We start from the raw sequence: 21,812 nt of genomic DNA on the forward strand, positions 1-21,812 counted from the left end.
GGCATTGCATTGACCCAGAACAAGCAACAGAGTGTGCTCACTGATTACACCTATGCCCGCGGGGAAGTGGCGAGCCAGACCCGCTACACCCGTCTTGATGCTAACGGTCAGGGTATCGTGGTGTCGGACGTGACGGTGTCGGCGTCGACTGATGCCAGTGGGCGCAGTGTGACCGTGGGGAATACGCCTGTGGTGAGTGACCTTGGCACCGGCATTACCCTCACGGTGCTGAATGCACACCATCAGGTGGTGTCGAGCGAGACCATCGATACGCAAAACGCCGCCAATGGCGGCACCTTGTTGGCCAATGCTTTGGACGCCTTGGTCATGCCAGAAGAAGGCGGCAAGGTGGTGGTGACAGGCTCAGACGGTTGGGCCAACAACATCAGTGGCAGGGCCGCGAACGCCCTGAAAGCACTCGGACTGAGTCACCCGTTGTTCACTGAGACAGCGCAAGAGCGCCGTGCCTCGGGCACCCTGTTGGTGGCGGTCAGCGAAGTCAAAGACGGTCAATGGTCGCTGGTTGACCAAAGTGTGCGCGCCGCCGACGAGGCACTGACCTTGTCAGTGACGGGGACCGAGCATGTGCACATGACCTACGATGCCTTCGGGAACCTGCTGGGCACCCAGACCTTGAGCGGCAACCTTGCCACGGGCGAGGTGCGCGTGCTGTCTCAGACTCGCCAAGTGGTGGATGGGCTCAACCGTGTTACCAGTGTGACGGACGCGGCGGGCAACACCGTCAGCACCCAATACCTGGACGCCAGCCGTCAGGTATTGGTGACCCAAGAAAGTGGTCTGGTGACCGAACGCACCTTCAGTGTGCGCGGGGAGCTGTTGACCGAAAGCCAACAGGCGACGGGCGAAGAGACCCGCACCCGCGGGTTTGTGTATGACGCGCGTGGCCAGTTGGTTGCAACGACTTACCCGAACGGCAGCCTGAGCGTGCAGCAGTACGATGCGGCAGGGCGTCTGTGGGTGACTGTGTCTGCCACCGGGCAAGTGACCGAGTACCGCCGCGACAGCGAAGGACGTGTGTTACAAGAAATCCGTTATGACAGTGCGCTGGACATGACAGCGTGGCTCGACAGCCAGAGCAACACACTCTCGGTCACCGCCGACGATATCTTGTCTCAGGTCAGTGAGAAAACCACGCACCGTATTATCATTACCGAGTACGATGCCCGAGGCCGCCTGCACCGTGTGATAGACGGGGAAGGGCGCGTGGCCGAGACTCAGTACGACCACCAAGACCGCCAAGTGGGTGTGTTGAGTTACACCGAGGGCGACAAGGCCAATGCGGTGTCAGCTACCCAGACGTATGATGCGGCAGGGCGTCTTGACAGCCAGACTGATGCCGACGGGTTCATCACGCGCCACGTATACGATGAGGCGGGACGCCTTATCGAGACCAAAACGTATCATGTGGCGAATGCTGCTGAGACCAGTGGCCTCGTTGACCGTGTCCAAACGTTTTATGATGCCAAAGGGCGTCAGCAATACACGGTCAATGCTCAAGGCTTTGTGACCGAGACCCGCTACTTGGATGCGGGGCGTGAGGTGGCGACTTATCGCTATGCGAAATCCGTGACCCACCGCGATGGGGGTATCACCAGCATCTTAAACAAAGCCGGGGATGCGCAGCTACTTAGCCGTGTGCGCAACGACAAGGCAGGGCGTCTTGTCAGCAGCATCAACCAACACGGCATTGAAACCCGCTACCACTATGATGATGTCACGGGCTTGCTGCGCCAGCAAACGGCGGCGGCCAATACCGATGACAGCCGCAGCGTCTACCACACCTACACCGACTTTAACGAGCTTGAAGGCCAAGTGGCCCTCGCGGGCAAACAGGAATGGCAATCGCTGAATCTGACCGACCTTGTTACGCAGCAAGGCAGCCAGACCACCTACAACATCATGGGCTGGACAGAAAGCACCACCCACCCGGCGACCGGCACCACCCACTACGCGTATGACAACGCAGGGCGCTTGCTCTCGACCACCGACGCAAAAGGCAGTACCACGTCCACCACCTACAACGCCTTCGGGGAGACAGAGACCCGGACGGCCGGGGGCGAGCTCAAAGAGGCCTTCACTTATGACAACGCCGGGCGCCTTGCCCGCACCGTGGACGGGGAAGGCATCACGACCGCGTACCACTACAACCACCAAGGCCATGTCAGCCACACGGTGCGCCAGCACGTGTCGGATGCCTATCAAGCGTTCAACACCACGGAAGGAGAAGCCCGTGGTGACCTGATTGCCCGCTATGTGACCCAATACGGCTACGATGCCCGTGGCAATGTGATTGCCCAATCGGTGGCGAAAGACACCCGCGAAGGCAGCAGCCTCACCGGGGGCGATACCCTGACTGACATTGTCCCGTCCGCCAAGCTCAAATACGTGTCCCAGTGGACGCGCAAGTACGACCATGCGGGCCGTGTTGTTGAAGAGACTGACGGTGTCGGGAGGGTGACCACCCAGACGTATGCAGAATGGGGACGTAAACGCATTACCCGCTTGAGTGGCGCGCTGCAAGAGCGCATCGAGCTTGATGCCCTTGGCCGCACGTTGAAACAGGCGGACGCCAAGGGACTGGTGACCCACTATACCTATGATGACCATCTCAATGCTGTCGTTATGCTGACCCCAGGCGGGGTGCGGACGGTGACCGAAAGTAACGCCCACGGGGAAACGACCATCGTCACCGACGGGGAAGGCAACGAACGCCATGTTCATTATGACCACCGAGGTCAGGTGACCCACACCGCCTTTAAGGCCGCGGGCAGCGACACACTCGAGGTGCTCACCACCAACAGCTACGATACCCGCACCGGTCAGCTTGCCTTCACTGTTGACAGCGAAGGCGCCAAGACCGAATACCGCTACACAGCCAACGGCCTGCAATGGAAAGTCATTCAACACGTGGATGACATCACGCTCACCACCGAATACGGCTATGACAGCCAACACCGCCGAGTCTGGACCAACAGCGAAGGGCGGGTGACCACGGTCCGCTACGACAGCCACAACCGCCAAATCCACACCGAGCTGGGCGGCATTGCCACCACCTACCAGTACGACGCCAACGGCCAGGTGCTTCGCAGTGTGGACGGCAAGGTCATCGACAGCACAGAGACTGCCCCTGCACGGGTTTTGGAAGAGCGTGTCACCGAATACGGCTATGACGCGCAGGGGAGCATGACCCACAAGGTGGTCAAGTCAGGGGCCGACTGGGACCAAACCCAGAGTGTGCGCACCACGGAATACCGCTACAACGACGCGGGGCAAGTCACGGAAAAAATCACCGGCAACGGGGCCGTGACCCGCTACACCTATGACGGCCGTGGCCGGGTGGTGCATGAGGTCAATGCCCTGCGTTATGTGACGGAATATACCTATGACAACGCAGGCCAAGTGGTGAAAACCACACGCTATGCCAATGCCATAGACTTACCGCGCAAAATGACCGCATTCTTGATGGGGCAGGAAATCAAGAAAGTCGCGGACAGCACGCAAGACCGCGTCACCCGCACTCAATACGACAAAGACGGGCGTGTTACCTACGAAATCGACGGGGCGGGGTATGCGACGGGCTACACCTACAACGCCAACGGGCAGGTGACCCAGACCACGCAATACCATCAACCGACCACCGAAGCGGGTTGGAGCCAGACGTCCGCCGCCAACCGCACCACCCACAGCCTGTATGACGGCAAAGGGCAACTGCGTTTTACCGTGAGCCCGAACGGGCAGGTGAGCGAGCGCCGCTACGACGGCGAAGGACGCGTCACCCAAACCTTGCGCTACGGCGAGACCGTTCACCTCACCGCAGCCCTGATGGACACAGAGGCGCTCAGTCAGCACCTTAAAACGCAGCTCGCTAACGACGTGCGCAGCGAGATGACCGTCTACGACACCCTCGGCCGCAAACGCTTTACGCTCGACGGTGACGGTTACCTTGTTGAATACCAATACAACCGCCACTCAGAGGTCGCGACCAAGAAAGCGTACGTCAACAACACCGCCATCAAAAACGCCATCATTACAGTGCGCGATGGCGACAGTGACATCAAAGACTACGCCGTGTTCCAGCAGGCGTTGGACAACCTGGGTGGGATTGAAGAGGCATCGGTTGAACTCAACGCCAAACTGACGGCGCTCAATACCCAACAGGCGCGCATAGACAGTCTTAATGCAGAGCTTGCACAGCTTGAGCAGGACATTGCCAGCACCGATGCGGCTAACCATGCCCTGGGCGTGGACATTAATACCGCGGCGACCCGCATTGATAACCTGTACCTGGACGTCAAAGAAGAGGCGGCGTATCAAGAGAACCTCAAACAAGACATCCTCGAACTGCGTGCGGAGATAGAGACGAAAGAAGACGCACTGCGCGTGCAATACCATGAAGAGTTGTCGGCGGCGCAGACAGCGGCAGATACTGCCAGCGCTGCCTATGAAGTGGCCCTCACTCAAAAGGCTATCACTGACGCGGCGGTGCAGGCGTTGGTGACAGAGAGCATCATCACAGAGTTGATGCCAGAGACTCACGATGACTTTGCGTCGCAAAGCGGGGCGATAGCGCGCGCTACTGAGTCAAGTGTCCGTGCCGAGGCGGCACTGGCGGTTATTCATGATGCACGAAACACACTGGACGCGCGCTTTGCGAGTGAAACAGACGTCTCAGTCAAACAGGCGTTGGCATCGGCGTTAGCGCGTCTTGCCGATGTGGAAGCGGCTGTGCGACGCGACGGTGAAGCAAGCTTGACTCGCGCTTACACTGACGCCTCCAACACCCAGGCGGCAGCCACCTTGCTAGACGTACAGATGCGCCTGAACAACATGGAGGCACAGATAGCGCAGAACGCGTTTATCGCGTTGGGGTCTGTGGTGAACGTGGATGTTGCACCGCAGGCAGGACAACGGGATGTAGAAGACACCCGTACGCTGGATGAGCTTAATGCGGCTCTCGAGTTAGCGCAGGCAGAGTATGGTATCGCGCAGGCCACGGCGACGCGGAGACAGGCTGATTTTAGTACTTATCTAAATAGCGGCGAGCTCTCAGAGTTGTCGGTTAGGCTCGCGCTACGTAGCCAAGTGTCTCTCCCTGTGACGAGTTCCTATCCGGCGCTCAGCGCATTGTTTGACTCGGGGTCTGTGGTGCACGGATATGCTGAACATTATGAAGATGTGTATTACAGCTTGTTAGAAGAAGCTGGGTATCCAAACCAAGGATTATCCGAAGGGGTGCAGACACACATTGAACTGATGGCGGTGGAGCTAGAAGGCTCGTTGCAACACAGTTCCTTGGCCGACATGCTGTCTGAGCTTGACGACTACATTGCACGGTTGGACACGCTGGGTCAGATACGTTCGGAAATCCCCGCCCATTTTTGGTCACAACAAAGCCCTGAAGAACTCTGGCAGTCGCGACACCCCACTTATATCGATCCTGTCACAGGGGAAGAGCGATACCATCAGGAACCCGACTACACCTTGGGCGAAGCATTGGGTGCAACCAATGTGAAGGTGCAAAGTGACGTTGATAGCTATGTCGCGTTAACCGAGCAAGGGTTGGAATTGCTTGCAGCGTATCGTGAAAATCTCTCGTCAGTTGTGGAGGCAAAAAAAGCGCTTGATGCGGCCCAAGACGCAATGTTTGAGCTGCAGTTTCAGATCGAAATGAAAGAGCAAGAAGCGCAAACAGAAGCCCTGACCTTGTCACTGAGACAGGTGTCAGCTGAGCTTCAAGCCTTATCTACACAGATACGAGACCAACAGGCTCGGATCGCATCAGACCCAAGTAACAATGTACTGCTCGATGAGTTAGCCGCGCTGGTGAGCGATCAGAACACCCTACTTACCCAACAGGCAGAGCTGTTGGTGCAGCTTCAGACCCACAATGTCCATGAGCTGTTAGCAGATGCCGCTTCTGTTGAAGCAGAGAATGGCAATGCCTCCATGATGACAACGGCGCAATGGGAAGAGGCGGTTGCCGTTGCTCGTCAGACTTACGAAGATGCGGTTGAGACCGAAAGCGAGAAAAATCATCGACTGTCGCTGCGCTACTTTGGAGAGTATGCCCAACCGGGGATATTGCAGGATATTGAGGCTTTGTCGGCCAGTTACTTGCCGGCACTGAACTTTGATGAGGCGCAACAAGTCCTCAACGCTGCCCAGGCAACGCTGGATGTTGCCGACCCGCAGGAACTATACAGTTACCGACAGGAGAGCTCAGCGATTAAAGCTGAGATGGATAAGGTAGGAAACATTTCTAGTGAGGCTCATTCAGGCGTGGGTTTGTCTGGAGACACATCACGCTTTATCGGCGCAGTGTTCCCTTACCATCAAAGTCAGAACTATGGCTATTTACATGGTTACTACAGCCATTACAGAGCACATCTAAATGAACGCGTCTCTTCCGTGGTTGATTTTGACTCGTTTTCTGGTGATGTATCTCGCTTAAACACGTTGAAGAGACAGGTGGAATGGAGTGACAGTGATGTGGTCGAAGCAATAGCCTTGACCGAAAAGGTAATGACAAACTATTCCCTCATTTACGACGAACTGTCGACACTGGCAGACGATTTCTTGACACTGGAAGAGGCGCAATCGCTACGGGAAAATAACCCTGGGAATACATATCAAGGTCTTGATGCAGTTGATTTCCCTTCGATGGAGGGGTATTCCACGCAGGAAATATTGGATGAAATATTGGCCGCTGTTGAAACTAATTCTCAGGGTTCGCGCAGCAATGTTTCTCGAGAGGTCTCAGATGTTCAGTCCCTTCAACGCTCCTTCCAGGAAATAGCAGACGCCAGACAGCGAGCCAAAATGTTGGCCCTGTTTGGTGGTGAAACCGCGAATTTTGATACTTTCGCAACACGGTATGCAAGGCCTTCTGGTGCCATGTATACGAGAGGTGATTATCCTCTTATCGGTGCACTTTTCCCCTATTGGCAGCACCAGCATTATGGTTTGCACTCCGGGTATGTGGAGTATTTCGAAACACGTGTCGAAGCGCAGTTGCAGGCAAGCGTTGATACTGAAGCCTTCGGCAATCATGCGTCAGGGTTGCGGGCACTGCTCAGTCAATCCCAATGGACTGACAATGACATTGCACAGGGGTTGGCACTGACCGCACAGTGGGCGTCTGACTTAGAAAGCATTGACAGTGTGTTATCAACACTGCCTGAACACTTCCTCACGCTGGAGGAAGCTCAAGCATTGCGGGAGAGTAATCCCGGAAATACCTATGTTTCTGAAAGTGACTATCTACGTCCCATGGATTTGCCCTCATCAGAAGAGCATTCAACGCAAGAGCTATTGGATACAGCGCTTTCATGGGCTGCTTTAGATGCAGAGGTAAAGCGTAATGATATTGCGCAAAGACTGGCGTCGGTAGAGTCGATGCAGGCGTATTTTGAGGCCCTAGAACAAGACAGGCAGCGTACCCGATTACGTGTTTTATTTGGAGAAGGAACACGCTTTGACGATTTCACTGCGCGCTATGAGCAGGTATTAGCGTCATTGTCACCAGAAGCTGCACCAACCAATGTGGCTGCAATGAATGAGGCGATTGCCTCGCACATTGGCCGCTTATCTGAAACGGCCAGCATGAGTACGGAAAATGCTGAACTGCTTCGCTACCGCGAAGACAATGCGGCGTTTATTCAGCGTCTCAATGAGATGAGAGAGGCCGTCACGGCCGTGCCCGCGCACTTTATGACGCTGGAGGAGGCAGAGACGCTTTGGCAGGGACGCACAAAAGTGGCTGACCCTGCCACGGGCGCTATCTTAAGTGCAGAACAAGGGCTGACTGCAGCCAGAGCACAGGCTGCATCAGAGAGTGCGAGATATGTTGCCAAGCTGGATGACGCCCTCGAAGAGTTACAATCAGTCCAAGAGGCCTTGGACAAGGCGTTGTTGGTCGAGGATGCTCAGACCCGCCTCAACAGTATTGAAGCCGATGCCTACCTCGCAAAAACCCAGCTGTCAGCAGCCGTGGCGGTGGACAAGCTGACCACGCAACGTGCAGGACTGGATGCGGCAATAGAAGCCGAAATGGCGGCGTTAAACACTGCGGCGCAAGCGCAGTCGACCTTGTTTACGGACCTGCAATACTTTTCCAGCGTCGCCCCAACCAATGGACATACCGCGAACAACAGACTTTATAACGAAATTTCATTCTTGAATGAATATGAAAACGCGCTGTACACCTATTATACCGATGGCTCACGCGGGGTAACAGAACACTACCTGAATAAATTGGGGCAATCGGTTGATGGTAGAGCGAAGAGTATTCAGCAAGACTGGGATTCTCTCCGTGGCACTATGAGGTCGTATAGCTATGGTGTTGTGTTAAGCCTGCGTTCGAGCCCTATCACGCAGTCGAATATCAGCAGCTACATTAAAGCGAACCAGAAGCTCGAACAGGTGTTGGATGCGGCTGATATTATTACTGAGACTCTTGATTACGTGCCAGGTAGTTTGGCGCCACAAATTCCTTACAGCCCACGGTCGAGTTTTGCGTACGCGTTGGTACATAAAAATCCTGAACGCATTGATTTTAGAACGGGCGAGCCTTCAGGGCTATCAATAGAAGACATTCGACAGGGTATCATTGCAAGTGGCGAGGCGATATCAGCGCACTTGGCAAGCTCGCTAGAAAGCACAATCGAAGGGGTTGCGACTCTGGGAGACAGGCTGCGTACCCTTGAGTACTTGTTGTCAGAGCGTGACAGAAGCGACCATGCCTTGGCGGGCTTACAGACCCGCATCGAAGAAGAAGCGCGGGCATTAGCACAAGCAGAACTTCAGGCAACCTCCAACAGCACGTTGCAAGACCTGCAGGCACTGGCAGCGTCCATCGAAGTGGTGCAATCCCAACTGGCGGAAGACACTTCCAACCTAACCCTGCAGGATGAACTCGCCGCGCTCATCCATCAGCAACAGGCCTTATTGGCCGAGCAACAATCAACCCTGACCGCGTTGACAGACGATGGCGCGCAAGGTCTGCTGGTCACCAACTCCCTGCGTAATCTTGAAGAAGCAACTGCCACAAGAGCCCAGGCTGAGGAAGACGTCGAAGCTAACAAGCAGCAGGTGGCAGACCTCAAGCAAGAAGTGGCTGTGCTGTCAGAAGAAATCGAAGCGCAGCTTTCAGCTATGGCCGATAAGCGCGCTGAGTATGAAGCCTTGGAAGAAGAGGCTGAGCGTCTGCGCCAGCAGGAAAATGAACTTAGGGATACCTTAGCCGGTGAAGAGTCCACGCAAGCTGATGCCTTGGCCGTTGAGGCTGCCAAAGTGGGCGCACTGACCTCGCTGTATACTCAGAAAACTATCCTGACATCTTCTCAGGTGGAGAGGGAGGCGATTGAGGTTAATAGCCAGACCATCATTAGAAATGCGAGTGACTTAATCAGTACCAATGAGGCTGTGTTAACTCAACATGCCCAGGATATTACGAATAAAGAAAATGAGTTGGTTGCGGCGAATAAGGTATTGGAAAAAGCGAATAAGGCATTTTCCAATGCAAAGCTGGAACTTAGTCGCCAACTCGGCGGGCGCAATATTATTCGCTTTGGGAGTAGAGGTGTTGTTCATCGTAGGGGGAGTGTATTGGAGTCATCTGGCTTTAGTGCGTTAAACCTTCGGCCTGAGATAGGTAATAACTCCTTTAATTACTTCTACTACTACAAGAGAACCGATAACTTTATTTTTGGACCCTTTGAGGTGCGCACGTTTTTGCCAAATGAATTCGAGGCACAATTTCAATCAATGTTTATGCGTAAGTTGCCATACGTTGATTCATCAAGTGCATCTTCATATGTCAGTTTCTCACGTTCCATATCCGGGGTAATCAATGAGCCAAATACCGTTGGCGCAAAGATTGGCGGGGTTAATGATTACATAAATTTATTAAGTTCAGTATACAGGAGTGCAAACCAGCTAAACCGAACAATTGATGGCCCTTACAAGGTTACGAAACAGGGCTCTTATGGCTTTTTGTGGTGGTCAGGTATAGAAGGTTATGATAGGAGATTCATTGAAAAATTGGACTCACTTTACAACCAGTCCAAAAACCAAATAAAAACCTGGGCCAGTAGGGCGATAAGTGGTCTTAAAACTATTAGAACCGCTTTGGTGAACTACCAAAATGCCATTAACGCCGTTAACACCGCCAAAGCCAACATCGCAGGCATAGAAGCCTGGCTAGACCCTTACCACACCAAACAGAACGAAATCGCCACCGCGGAGAAACAGATAGCCGATGCGCAGTTGGCACTGGATACCGCCCAAGCGGCTATCACTGATGGTGAAGCGGCGCTTGCACGGGTGAATGTGGACATTGCTGAAGCGGAAGCGGCTTTGGCGACGTCGGTTGCTTCACGTAAAGAAGCGGAGGCGTCGGTGAGCGCCACCCGCTCGCTACTGGCACAGGCAGAAATTGACAAAGCGAACGCGGAAGGGTTGGTATTGGCCGCTCGCCAAGAAATCAACGTGGCCGGGGGGCATTACAATGCTGCGCAGGCCTCTCTTCTGGAAGCCACCACAGAGCTTGGCTCAGCCCAAAGCAACCTCAACGTCGCGATGAACCTGCACCTGCAAGCAGAGCAATATATTCATGATGCTGACATGGCCAAACTGAGTGCGTCGGGCACCTTGTCCGATGCTGAGAAAGTGGTGCAGTTCAGCCAGTACCTGCTTAAACGCCAAATGAATGCAGAGACGGCCAGTAATGATACCTCGTATGAATATGATGACCGTGGTCAGCTTATTGGTGAAGTGTCCGCCTTGGTCAGCTATTCAGAGCGCGCAGAGCAAGGCGGTCTAACCCAATACATTGGTCGCCTACGGAGTGAACATCAGTACGACAGTCTCGGTAATGTGGTGGGCACCATCACGGCCAAGGGAACGGCGGATGAGACGTCCAATACCTTTGTTTACGATGTGGACGGCAATCAGACCCAGTCAATTGGGATTGCGGGCAGTACCGTCACGTTTGATGCCACTCATCAGGCTATCATCAACATCAACGCGGACGGGCAACGCCGCGACAACGTGTATGACGCAATGGGGCGCTTACGCTTTGAAGTGGATGAGCTGGGGTATGTGACCGAACACCGCTATGACGGTCTGAATCAAAAAGTGGCGCAACGGCGCTACGGCGCCGCCTTTGGTGGTGTGCGCACCCCAGGTGAAGCCCTGACGGTAGAAACACTCGATGCCTTCACCGCGAGCGCGGGGGAATACCGTCTTCTTCGCTATGGCTATGACCAACGTGGCCAGAGTGTGTCTACCACGCAAAGCAGCTCGGTGGACACATTGTCTCGCGACACCCAAGTGGCGCTGAGCGCCTTTGGTGAGACCCTGTCTGTCACCGTGCGTGCATCAAACGATGGCGTGATTGAATCCGACGTGACCACCCAAGCGCACCTTTATTCTGTGGCTGGGCAATTGTTGGCCACCCGTGACGCTGAACATTACGTTACCCTATATGGCTATAACGGTCATGGGGAAGTGGTCACACAACGTGAACTGACCGCGCGTTACGACGGTGATTGGACGCTGGATGCGCTTAACGCTTGGCTAGCGGATGCTGACACCACAGCGCGCGAACAGAGCTTTAGCTACGATAACCGCGGTAACCGCCAACAAACGACTCTGCACAACGTTACCTACCACCGTCATAATGGCGCCCTTGTCGAGGACGTCACCAACGACCTTATCACCACCACCTACCACGACCATGCAGGCCGTATGTACCTGACGGTGACAGAAGAAGGCACCACTGACCCAGACAGCCACTTTACCGCGGCAGACCGGACCCTTCTCGAATACGATGCGCTAGGCCGTCTAGTCGCGAGCTGGGGTAAAACGCGTGAATACTTGGTTGATGGCTTAGAGCTTGGCTTTAAGGGCGCACTTCCTGAGAGACTCATCGCCAATCAGCGCACGGACTACTTCTATGACGCGCAAGGCAACCAGGTCGCGACCCGTGTCGATGGCCCGATTGGCCGGGTGACGCAACAGTACTTTGATGATGAAGGCCGTCTTATCGGCCGCCGGGATGCGGAAGGGAATTATACCGCCATCACAACGGATGCGATGAACCGTGTCATCAGTGAGCGTACCGAGGTCAACGGCAACGGCTATCAACATACCCGCGACGTGACGTACCACTATGACGTCACCGGCCGTCAGACAGGGACTACGGTCTCGGTCAACAATGCAGATGACATCATCGATACGGTTATCTATAACGCGTACGGTGAAGTGACGGCGAAGCAACACAATGGCACGGTGCAAGAAAGCTACGGTTATGACGGCCTAGGCCGTGTCACACAGAACACCGTGAAAGGCGTGACCACCGGCTACCGCTACAACTGGCTAGACAAGGTCACGGCGGAAACCGTTGAAGGCACCCGTACCACCACACGTGCGTACGACCAAGTGGGGAATCTCACCCAAGAAACAGGCCCTGCCCAGGACGTGAATGTGGCGACCTCGTTGCGCTCTGTGACCAAGATGGTCCATGACCGTTGGGGCAATGTGCTCACACAGACAGTCAATGGCCACACCCATACCCTTAGCTACAATCATGCTAATCAGGTGACTAAGCAGGTTGGCCCCAGTGTTGACGTGGTGCGTGCCGACGGCAGCATCGACACATCAACCCGCGTCATGACGCTGATGTATTACGACCGCCATGGCAATCGTATCGCGGTGCAAGATGGCAATGGCCACTGGCAGAAAAGTTACTACGACCTTACCGGTCAAAAACTGATGGATGTGAATGGGGTTGGGGGAACAACCCATTACTACCACAATGCGTTCGGGGACGAGATAGCGCGCGTGAATGCTGCCGGTCAGGGGGAAGTGTTCACTTATGACAATAACAGCCAGCTGCTGACCCGCGCCAAAGTGAGTAAGAGTAAAGGGTACTTGGAAGTGTATGCAACGTACGCCTATGACCAGGCAGGGCAGCGCTACCATGAGCAGTGGCAGGGGGCGTCAGGCTATGAAATTTTCACCCGCTATGACGCGGCAGGACGGGTGCTGGAAACCCAAGGGGCAGGGCAACACAAGCGCTATACCTACGACAGCTTTGGCAACCGTAAAACCGAATCTTGGTTAGCGTCCGGTGCGATTAAAGCCACCAAAACCTCGCATTACGACACGCACGGCAGGTTGAAAACCCAAACGCTGTATAGCGGTGATTCGGTCAGCTATGGCTATGACGAATTTGGTCAGTTGAAAACGAAATCGGGTGCCATTACCCAAAACTACGATTATTGGGACAACGGGTTACTGAAAACCCAAACGGCGGGCAGCAAAAAAGAGTCTTATGCCTATAACGCCAGCGGGCAGGAAACCACACGTACATTGACGGACAATGGTCATAAGCTTGTAACGCGCACAGAGTGGGATGCGCTGGGGCGGATTCAAGGTGTGACGGCCAGTGAGATACAACAGACCGAGGCCATTGATGAGTATGAGCGTGTATGGACAATCCATTACGACGAGGACGGTGACTCTTATCGCACCTGGGAGGACGTAAAGAAACCAGATGTGGTACATACGCTGGCTGACTCGTCGGTACAGTACTTCTACGATGCCGTGGGTAACCGCCGTAAAGTGGTGACGTCGGGCGAGCAGTCCGGTACTCGCTGGTATCACTATGACGATGACAATCGCACGGTGGGGTCGCATACCCGAAGCACAGATGTGGCGTTAAACAGCATCCAGGGACAGGCAGGTGACCGACGTATCACCTATAACGCGCTGGGCCAGAAAATCACCGAGCTGAGTTGGGAGACTGAGCAACGGGAAGTTGAATATACGGCCTTTGGTTTCAGCCGTTGGAGCGGTCAATATGAATTCACAGCGAAAAAGACACTGTCCGAGACGGTGAAAAATGAAACCCACCTAAGCTATGACAAAAACGGGCATATTGCCGGTATAAACGAATACGAATACGTCAACGGAACACGTTACAACACACGGGCAATGACGCAGACAAACAGCATGACGGGTCATGCTGAGCGTAGTACCGATGTGACACGCACTTATACGTATTCGCGCGACAACATAGAGACATCGCCGACGACCGCTGAACTGAAGTCAAGCAAAACGTCCACGACAGACATCTTGTATTCCGCAGATGGTCGCGCATACAGCCAAGTGGTCAACACCACCGGTGAGCAAGAAGTTTCGGTGTGGATGGATTATCACTTCAGTGGGCAACTGGCGGTGCAGCGCACCTTCCACACGATCGATGGGCAATCGGTCGTCGATACCCAAACCTACGCCTATCAAGGCAGAGAAAACTTCCAGAAAGAGAGTATTACAGCGAACACAACTCGCCGGGTATACAGCAAAAACTTCACCCCAGGCACGACGACCTTCCATTACAACAACGTTGGGCATCTCACAAAGGTAACCAGCACCAAAGAGGAAAGTGAGCGACAAATACTGACGGACTTTAATGGTCAAATTGCGTTGCAAGTGGCGGACGGCAAACTCAGTGCTGAGCTGACCAATGGGGGTAACCCGTTAGCAAATATTGCAATAGACAGTGTGAATGCAGACCTATTGAGTGACAGCGGGGCTAGCGCAGGCCAACAGCCGGGCACCTACACGGTCGCTGCCAACGACACCTTACAACGCATCTCGCAACTCGTTTACGGCGACAGTCGCTACTGGTATTTGATTGCCGATGCCAATGGCCTATCACCAACGGAGCCACTGATCGAAGGCAAGGTGCTGGTTATTCCTAACCAGCATACTCAAACCTTCAATGGTGCGGAGAGCTTCAAACCGTATAACGAAAGCGAGGTGCTGGGCAATGTAAACCCAGACCCGATTGCGCCGCCGCCACCGAAGAAGAGCTGTAACCCGATTGCACAGATAGTGATGGTAGTTATAGCAGTCGTAGTTGCTTATTACACAGGTGTATACATCGGTAATTTGGCTGGTTCTGCCGTTGTAGGTGGAGCTGTAGGTGGTGCAGCAGGCTCAGCTGCATCACAACTTGTAGGTATAGCTCTAGGGGAGGTTGAAAGTTTCTCATGGAAACAAGTAGCAACCGGTGCTTTGGCTGGCGCAGTTACGGCTGGGCTAAATACCGCTGGGGTTACAGGTTTTTCAAAAGCCGCGATTTCATACGGTGTTAACTATGCTGGTAGCAAAGTGTTGGGACAAGATGTTTCATTCAGTTGGGAAGGCCTTGTTGCATCAACGGTGGGCTCTTTGGTTGGAAGCTCTTTAGGAGGTGAGAGTGGTTATCTCAGTGACTGGGGATTAACAAATACTCTGGCTAATGACTACATCAGTGGGTTTGTAGGTAGCGCAACGACTTCTGTTTTACGAGGAGATTCATTCCGAGACAATGCAGGGGCATTGGCAGTTGATGCGTTTGGGAATGTGTTGGGGAATGCAGTTGTTGGTGAAATTGAAAGACAGAACGCAAGTAACACAGCGGCTGCCAAGGTAATTGATAAACCAAGGGAAAGAACCCGAATAGGAGGAACAGCATCCACTAATGGCGTGGGTGTATATTTTGGTGGTGCGATAAACGACAGCTTTAGCTTTGAAGAAGAAGCCAAGCGTTATGGTGTAGAGATACTTTTGGACGACAGTGACGAGCCTCAAGCATTCGTCAACACAGAAGTACTTGAGCAACAAGCGGGTGAGATTTTTGATTCCGAGGTATATAGCCTTAAAGGGTATGAGAATTATCATGAAGCGGGGCTCCCTATCGAATCAACATGGGCTCCATCTAACGGTATAGTCCTCAGCAGTGGCGCAATTGCCTATGGTGAAGATGGCTCGTATCAATCGAATGAAGGTTGGGTTAATGAAGGAAGACGCTATTTTAGAGACAATTATCCAGTTTTAGGTCTGATGGTTGATATTGGTTTAGCTCCGCTAGATGCTATTGGTGGTGTTGTTGGTCTTACTGGAATCAATTCTCAAGATGGCGTGAAGTTCAATGCTTTTACTGGTTATTCAATGGGTATCAACGACCTGCAAACGGCAGCGATGGATATACTTACGTTTGGTGTGGCAACATTAGAAAGCCGAACTGCGAAGGCGACGATTGGCTTGGTTGATGATGTTATAGGTAACAACAATTTTGTTGATAAATTTCTAGTTGAAGTAGATCCTAATAAGTTCAATTATCTTTTTGGTCGAGCAAGAAAAGATGAACACAATACACCCAGAACAAAACAACTATATTTATACATGGAGCGATTAGGCGTGCATGACAATGCGAAAGGGCGCCAGTTGCTTGAAGACCATTTTAGATCAGTGGCTCAGCAAGAGGGAAACATAGTCACGACTTGGACAGATAAATTTGGGACGTTTGAGATTAGAGAGTCTATATTTTTCGGCCCATCAGGGAAGGCAGTAAAATTTGAAACTGGATTCATGGTTCATGAAAATGGAACCCGTAGGTTCACCTCAGCTATTCCCAAAGCAGATTGGAGGAAGTTTGGTAAAGGAGGTGTAGATAATCTTCGAAGTGATGGTGAGCCACCAGAATGGTGGCCACATAAAGTAGTTAATGATAAGAAATAAAGGAGTTTAATGGTGGATATACCTGAGGAGTGGGAGCTCATAGATTTTTTTGGGTCTTCTAAATATAAGTCAAAACCGGAAGATGGTTTTCATTGTTATGAATTAAATACAGAAGCCGGGTTAGCTTTTGAGTTTTCATTAAACATATTTCAAAGCTCAGTCCTAATGAGGCTTGAATTCAATCAGGAAGAGATAGTAAATATTTACCAAGAGGCTGTTTTAAATCTGTGTATTGAAAATAGTCCTAAGGGTAAAACCTTAATTATTTCCTTTGATGAGGATGCGCTAAGTCGTTCTTTGATAGTTAGAATGGACCCAACAATACATGTAAGTTTGGAGGAAATGGTCGACTAGGTCGTGTGGTGACTTAAAAAACGGTTACTAAACAGAGGTATATATGGGCGCTCCCCGAACGTCAAGTCAATACGCTCTTGTCGTTTCGCGCGTAAAAATAGAGACAGGCACTTTTAGATAAAGATGATGACTAGTCTGTTAGTAAGTGACTGATTTATTGTCTAACTTTAAGGAAAGGTGCTCAGAGTGGGTTGTTAGGAAGAGATTTTTTCAAATCACGCTAAATTTATAAGTTTCAGGCAGCACGAAAACAGGCGATGGCCTGTTAGCTTTGTAAAGTTGTGCGAGGAGAAGGTTTAGCTATCAGGCAATCTGAACCCTGAAAGTCGCTTTCGGTTTAGGTGGGGCAGCGCGGTCTTAATGGCTTGGCTGCTGCCGACTAACCTGCCTCTTTCTACTTGGGTGCAGGCGTTCAGCCAATCGGCTTTGTCAAACCCCAACCTTGAAAGAATGGGTGGTAAAGTGCTGCGAATATAGCCGCGTTTGTCATTGCGTATCTGGCGCCCAGTCCAATCAACCAGATCCAAATAATCCAACAGGCGAAAAGGGATCCCATCAGGCATCTCTTCGCGCGGGTTGCCGGCAAACGGGAACAAATTCGGAGCTGTCATCTCATCACTTTTTATCGACTCAATTCTCGCTTTTACTGACGTATGGTCAGACTGTTCGGGTGTATCCGCAATTGCCGCTCGCACAGGGTTTAGATCGACATAAGTCATCGCAGCCGCTAACGCTTTTTCGTCCAGCAGTGCCTGACTCTTAAATCGCCCTTCCCAGAAATGCCCTGTGCATTTGTCTTCACGGTTTGCTTCAGCTGCAATATGTTGATTGATAAGGCGCATAAACCAACTGATTGACGTTAAACGCTTCCGCCAAACTTCAATGATAGCCAGACAACGTTCTGATTCTGCCTCTGATAGCTTGTCCCCTCGTATAAATCGCTGGATAAGCAAAGGACCTTGATGGAAAGCTAGCCAACGTTCAGCTATGTCAGTTGGAGATAACGTCTTAGCCTCGTCTGCGTTGATGTGTAGGACGACGTGATAGTGATTGTTCATGATGGCGTAGGCACAAACATCAATGCAAAAGGCTTGGGAGAGAGCTAATAACCGCTTCTCAATCCAACCTCGACGATGTTCATAGCACTTGTCAGTTGTTTCATCACGACCGCATAGAAAGGAGCGACGAACGCAACGCGAAACACAGTGATAGTAGGGTGTTGCGTCAATACTGATGAGAGAAGAACGCGCTTGAGCCATTGTTGGAAACTTTGATAAGCAATGATGGTGCATTGAAAGTACCTCAGCGAGATACCCCTTTCATCTTGACGTATTCAAGGTGGGCGGATGAGCAAGAAATGTTGAAACTGACATTTTTGTTGTTTTCTTAAAGTGTCTGTCTATCTTGTTTCTTGTTTCTCTTATTCCCCTTTGCGGGCCCCCCCCGAGCATAGATGCCAGAAGGGTTGCTTATTCGCTTGATGGATTATCTCGAACTTGTTGATTGGTCGGGGCGTCAATGCCTCGAAAGTAAACGCGACACATCGATGATGGTGGACCTGACATACTAAAACGTTTGGGGTTTGTTTCAGCGGAAAGGCTGAAGCATATGCGTGCGTTGAAAAGGGCCCAGTAGTCGGTACAGAGGTTTTCTTGAGAGCAGCTTTGGCAGCAGGTGTTTTAAACAAAACTCTGTGCCAGATAGATGCGGAAGATGAATGGATGAATAACAGGGCAGTACCATTAAACATAACCTGTGCGCTTGTTTTTGTCAGGATTGTGTCAAAAAACCTGTCGACTCATTGAAACATATCAGAAGTGTATTATTGTTTAAATACGGCTTTGCCTGATGCTGTGTCCCCCTAGTTGTAAGTCTATCCAAATCTATCGCTTGGTGATGAAAGTCATATAACAATGTAATGTATGGCTTTATTTACATCGAGATTCCCATTTCCGCTTTTTCCTTCTCTCATATATTTCTCTCTCTCACTATCTGTAATTCTGTTCAATCTGTTAAAAAAGCTGACATGCACTGAGAATAACTATTCTAAAAGAGATGAAATGCGTTAAGGTTTGTATAACCAAATTACAAAAGCCCTTCGTTCTGTAAGATAAGTCGGGCAAACAATAAAGCAGTCGGTTGGACAAAGAACTATGCAGTATCTTGAATTGTTTTCTACGGAAGAACTTTTAGCATTAGCAGCACTTGATCTAGAGAAAGAACAGCTTGATCAGGGCTTGCAAAAATTAAAATACCTCACAAAACAGAGTGTTGTTTCTGATGAGTTAGACTCAATGCTCGGTAGTGTATATGCCAAGCTTCGGTTGTTTGATTCTGCGGCAGAACATTACGCTCTTCTCTTAGATAGGACGCCTTCTCGCCTTCATGAAAGGTTTCAACTTGGGATGGTTTATCGAGAAATGAATGAACTCGAGAAAGCCGCCGAATGCTGGGACGTCGTGTTGAAAGAAGATGGCACTTATCCTCCAGTTTTGTTTCACAAGGCTCTATTGCATCTGACGATAGAAGACGTGTCTGAATCTAAAACGCTGCTAAACAAATTGATAGCGTCAGCAGACTCAGATAACTACTACGTTGAGCGTGCGCGCAATGTGCTTGAAGACATTAATTTGTCAGAGAGTGAGCCTAAGCCAACAACGTCTATCGACCAGGTTCACTAAAGGTTCACGTTTGACTATGTCGATAGAGCGTATGCAGCAGTATTTGGCGCTCGACCCTGGTAACTCATTGTTAGCCTGTGATGTTGTTGAAGCATTGGCGAAAATGGGTGACTTCGAGGGGGCGAAGGAAGCATTAAATACAGCTCTCACACATAACAATAAAGATGCTCATCTACTCAGTTGGAAAGGGCATATTTCTCTTGCGTTGAAAGACTATGATGAGGCTATCTCAGCCTACGGTGATTTGTTTTCTGAAGGTTATGACCAGTCAGGCTTGAAGATAAATTGCGCACTTGCTCATTTCCAAAAGAAAGCGTTTGCAGAGGCAAATGAGCTACTTGATGACATTGAAGGGCTCGACGTAAAAAATGGTTTGATGAAGGCAAGATGTTTAGCACACATGGAGCATATTCCTGAAGCCATTACGCTAACTCGAGATCTTTTGACTCAGTGTGACTCAACAGAAGAAGCAGATGTGCTTGGTGCTTTAAGTCTATTTTATGTTGACGATGCATTGTACGAAGAGGCTGATAAATACCAAGCGTTAGCGTTAGAGATCGATGCTGAACAAACCGATGCTCTGGTGACTGCTGCCAGTTTGGCTCTTTATAGGCTCGATATGAACACTGCAGAGCAGAAAGTTTCTCGCTTGCTGTTGATGATGCCAACGAGTGGCCGAGTTTTGGCGATGAAAGCGCTCATCCATATGTATCGTCAAGAATTGGTAGAAGCGATTTCTACTTACGAGCTAGCATGCAAAGAAATGCCGGATCATGTTGGTAGCCGAGTCAACCTCGCGTGGTGTTTTTTCGCGACGGGTGATTTGGATACTGCGGAGAAAACGTTTAATGAAGCGGTTGAAATAGAACATAACTTTGCTGAGTGCCATGGTGGTTTAGCCGTTGTGAAAGCCTATCGTGAAGACTGGAGTGCTTCTAAGCAGTTAGCTAAGAAAGCGTTAAAACTTGATGCTCAATGTGCTTCTGCTCTTTTTGCGCGTTCGCTTTATCTAAAAGTGAAGGGGATGGATGAGCAAGCGGAGGCGATCATGAATAGTGTTATGTCTTTCCAATCAGAGCTGGCTGAGCAAAACCTGAGTGAAACGATCACTCTTAACTTTTTAACCAAGCAAAAGCTAAATGGATAAAGACGCTGCGAGCTTTCTACTCAGTGAAATGATGAGTACAGCATTTCTTGTTTGTGGCCCTATTTTATTGGTGGCTCTCGTCGTTGGATTGGCAGTGAGTATTATTCAAGTAGTAACGCAAATACAGGAAATGACATTAACCTTTGTTCCAAAAATGTTTGCTGTGGCGCTTATTATTATGGTGATGTCCGGTTGGATGCTTGGTGTATTAACAGAGTTTACCATTTCGCTTTTTAAGTATGCTTCGAGTTTGTGATTGATAATGAAGTAGCCATTGACTGGCAAAACTATATTAGTGTCTTCTTTTTGATCCTCTGTAGGGTCACACCTCCTCTTGTATTTAGGAGTATAAATCCACTTTCAATGTTGCCGCCTTATATAAAAGTATTGGTAACGATTGTTTTCTCTCTGGTTATTTTATTCAGAGTGGGTGATGACAATATGATTATGCGCGCTGTACAGCTAGATGGTACGGCATTGGCGGTAGCGTGTCTAATCGAGTTTGGAATTGGATTAATATTATGGTTTGCATTGCTTGCGACGTATGGCGCGATTTATACATTTTTGCGCGTGTTAGATATGCAAGTGGGCTTCAACCCCATGGGTATATTTAACCCGTCGATGAGCGAGTCTGATCCTATATTGACCCGCGTTGTCCTTGTGTTTGTTTTTCTGTTGTTTTTTATAACAGATATGCATTATTTTATTCTTCTTTCATTGACTCAATCGTTAAGCGTTTTTCCAATTTTAAGTGGGTTTGGTGAGCCGGATTTGGATATGTTGATTGCACTGTTCTCTTCCCAGTTTATGCTTTGTTTGATTTTGGTTTTACCCATTATGGTTTCTATTTTTTGGGTTGATTTAGTGTTAGGCATGTGTAGCCGGGTTATGCCACAAGTGAACATATATTTTGTGGGTTTGCCGTTAAAAATTGCTGTGGCATTCATTATTCTAGGCCTTGCATCACGACATATCACTAATGTGTCTGAGGAGCTATTTGATAACGTCGTAAGGTATTGGCAGGCCTTGTACTGACA

Annotated in this window: 7 protein-coding genes; 6 read left to right on the forward strand and 1 reads right to left on the reverse strand. The window is 50.8% G+C overall.

Features of this window, described 5'->3' with window-relative positions; all coding sequences use genetic code 11:
* The first annotated feature begins 33 nt into the window (after nucleotides 1–33).
* Nucleotides 34–16,593 (forward strand): hypothetical protein, encoded by a 16,560-nt coding sequence (locus EQP46_RS22910; protein ID WP_205685945.1) that lies wholly within the window; start codon nucleotides 34–36, stop codon nucleotides 16,591–16,593.
* A gap of 9 nt (nucleotides 16,594–16,602) precedes the next feature.
* Entirely contained in the window at nucleotides 16,603–16,947 is a 345-nt protein-coding gene (locus tag EQP46_RS22915) for a hypothetical protein (RefSeq protein WP_129495807.1), read from the forward strand.
* Between the two features lie 296 nt (nucleotides 16,948–17,243).
* Here the strand turns inward: EQP46_RS22915 and EQP46_RS22920 are convergent, their stop codons facing one another.
* Nucleotides 17,244–18,206: a transposase gene (locus EQP46_RS22920; protein WP_129495808.1), complete on the reverse strand. Its 963-nt coding sequence runs from the start codon at nucleotides 18,204–18,206 to the stop codon at nucleotides 17,244–17,246.
* A gap of 894 nt (nucleotides 18,207–19,100) precedes the next feature.
* Between EQP46_RS22920 and EQP46_RS22925 the strand changes: the two genes are divergently transcribed.
* The 4 genes from EQP46_RS22925 to EQP46_RS22940 all read left to right on the forward strand — a co-directional run bounded on the left by EQP46_RS22925 (nucleotide 19,101) and on the right by EQP46_RS22940 (nucleotide 21,810).
* On the forward strand, nucleotides 19,101–19,628 hold the full coding sequence (locus tag EQP46_RS22925; RefSeq protein WP_129495809.1) for a tetratricopeptide repeat protein: 528 nt from the start codon (nucleotides 19,101–19,103) through the stop codon (nucleotides 19,626–19,628).
* Nucleotides 19,629–19,731: 103 nt separating this feature from the next.
* Nucleotides 19,732–20,775 carry a tetratricopeptide repeat protein gene (locus EQP46_RS22930; RefSeq protein WP_161972887.1) on the forward strand — a complete coding sequence of 348 codons (1,044 nt, stop codon included), beginning with the start codon at nucleotides 19,732–19,734 and terminating at the stop codon, nucleotides 20,773–20,775.
* The gene (locus EQP46_RS22935; protein WP_017012279.1) at nucleotides 20,768–21,031 is read left to right on the forward strand and encodes a flagellar biosynthetic protein FliQ; all 264 of its coding nucleotides are present in this window, start codon (nucleotides 20,768–20,770) and stop codon (nucleotides 21,029–21,031) included. Before EQP46_RS22930 ends, EQP46_RS22935 begins: the two co-directional genes overlap by 8 nt.
* On the forward strand, nucleotides 21,028–21,810 hold the full coding sequence (locus tag EQP46_RS22940) for a flagellar biosynthetic protein FliR (RefSeq protein WP_240671787.1): 783 nt from the start codon (nucleotides 21,028–21,030) through the stop codon (nucleotides 21,808–21,810). Before EQP46_RS22935 ends, EQP46_RS22940 begins: the two co-directional genes overlap by 4 nt.
* Nucleotides 21,811–21,812: the final 2 nt, after the last annotated feature.

It is taken from the genome of Enterovibrio baiacu, from assembly GCF_004120195.1.
In the GTDB taxonomy this organism is placed as follows: domain Bacteria; phylum Pseudomonadota; class Gammaproteobacteria; order Enterobacterales; family Vibrionaceae; genus Enterovibrio; species Enterovibrio baiacui.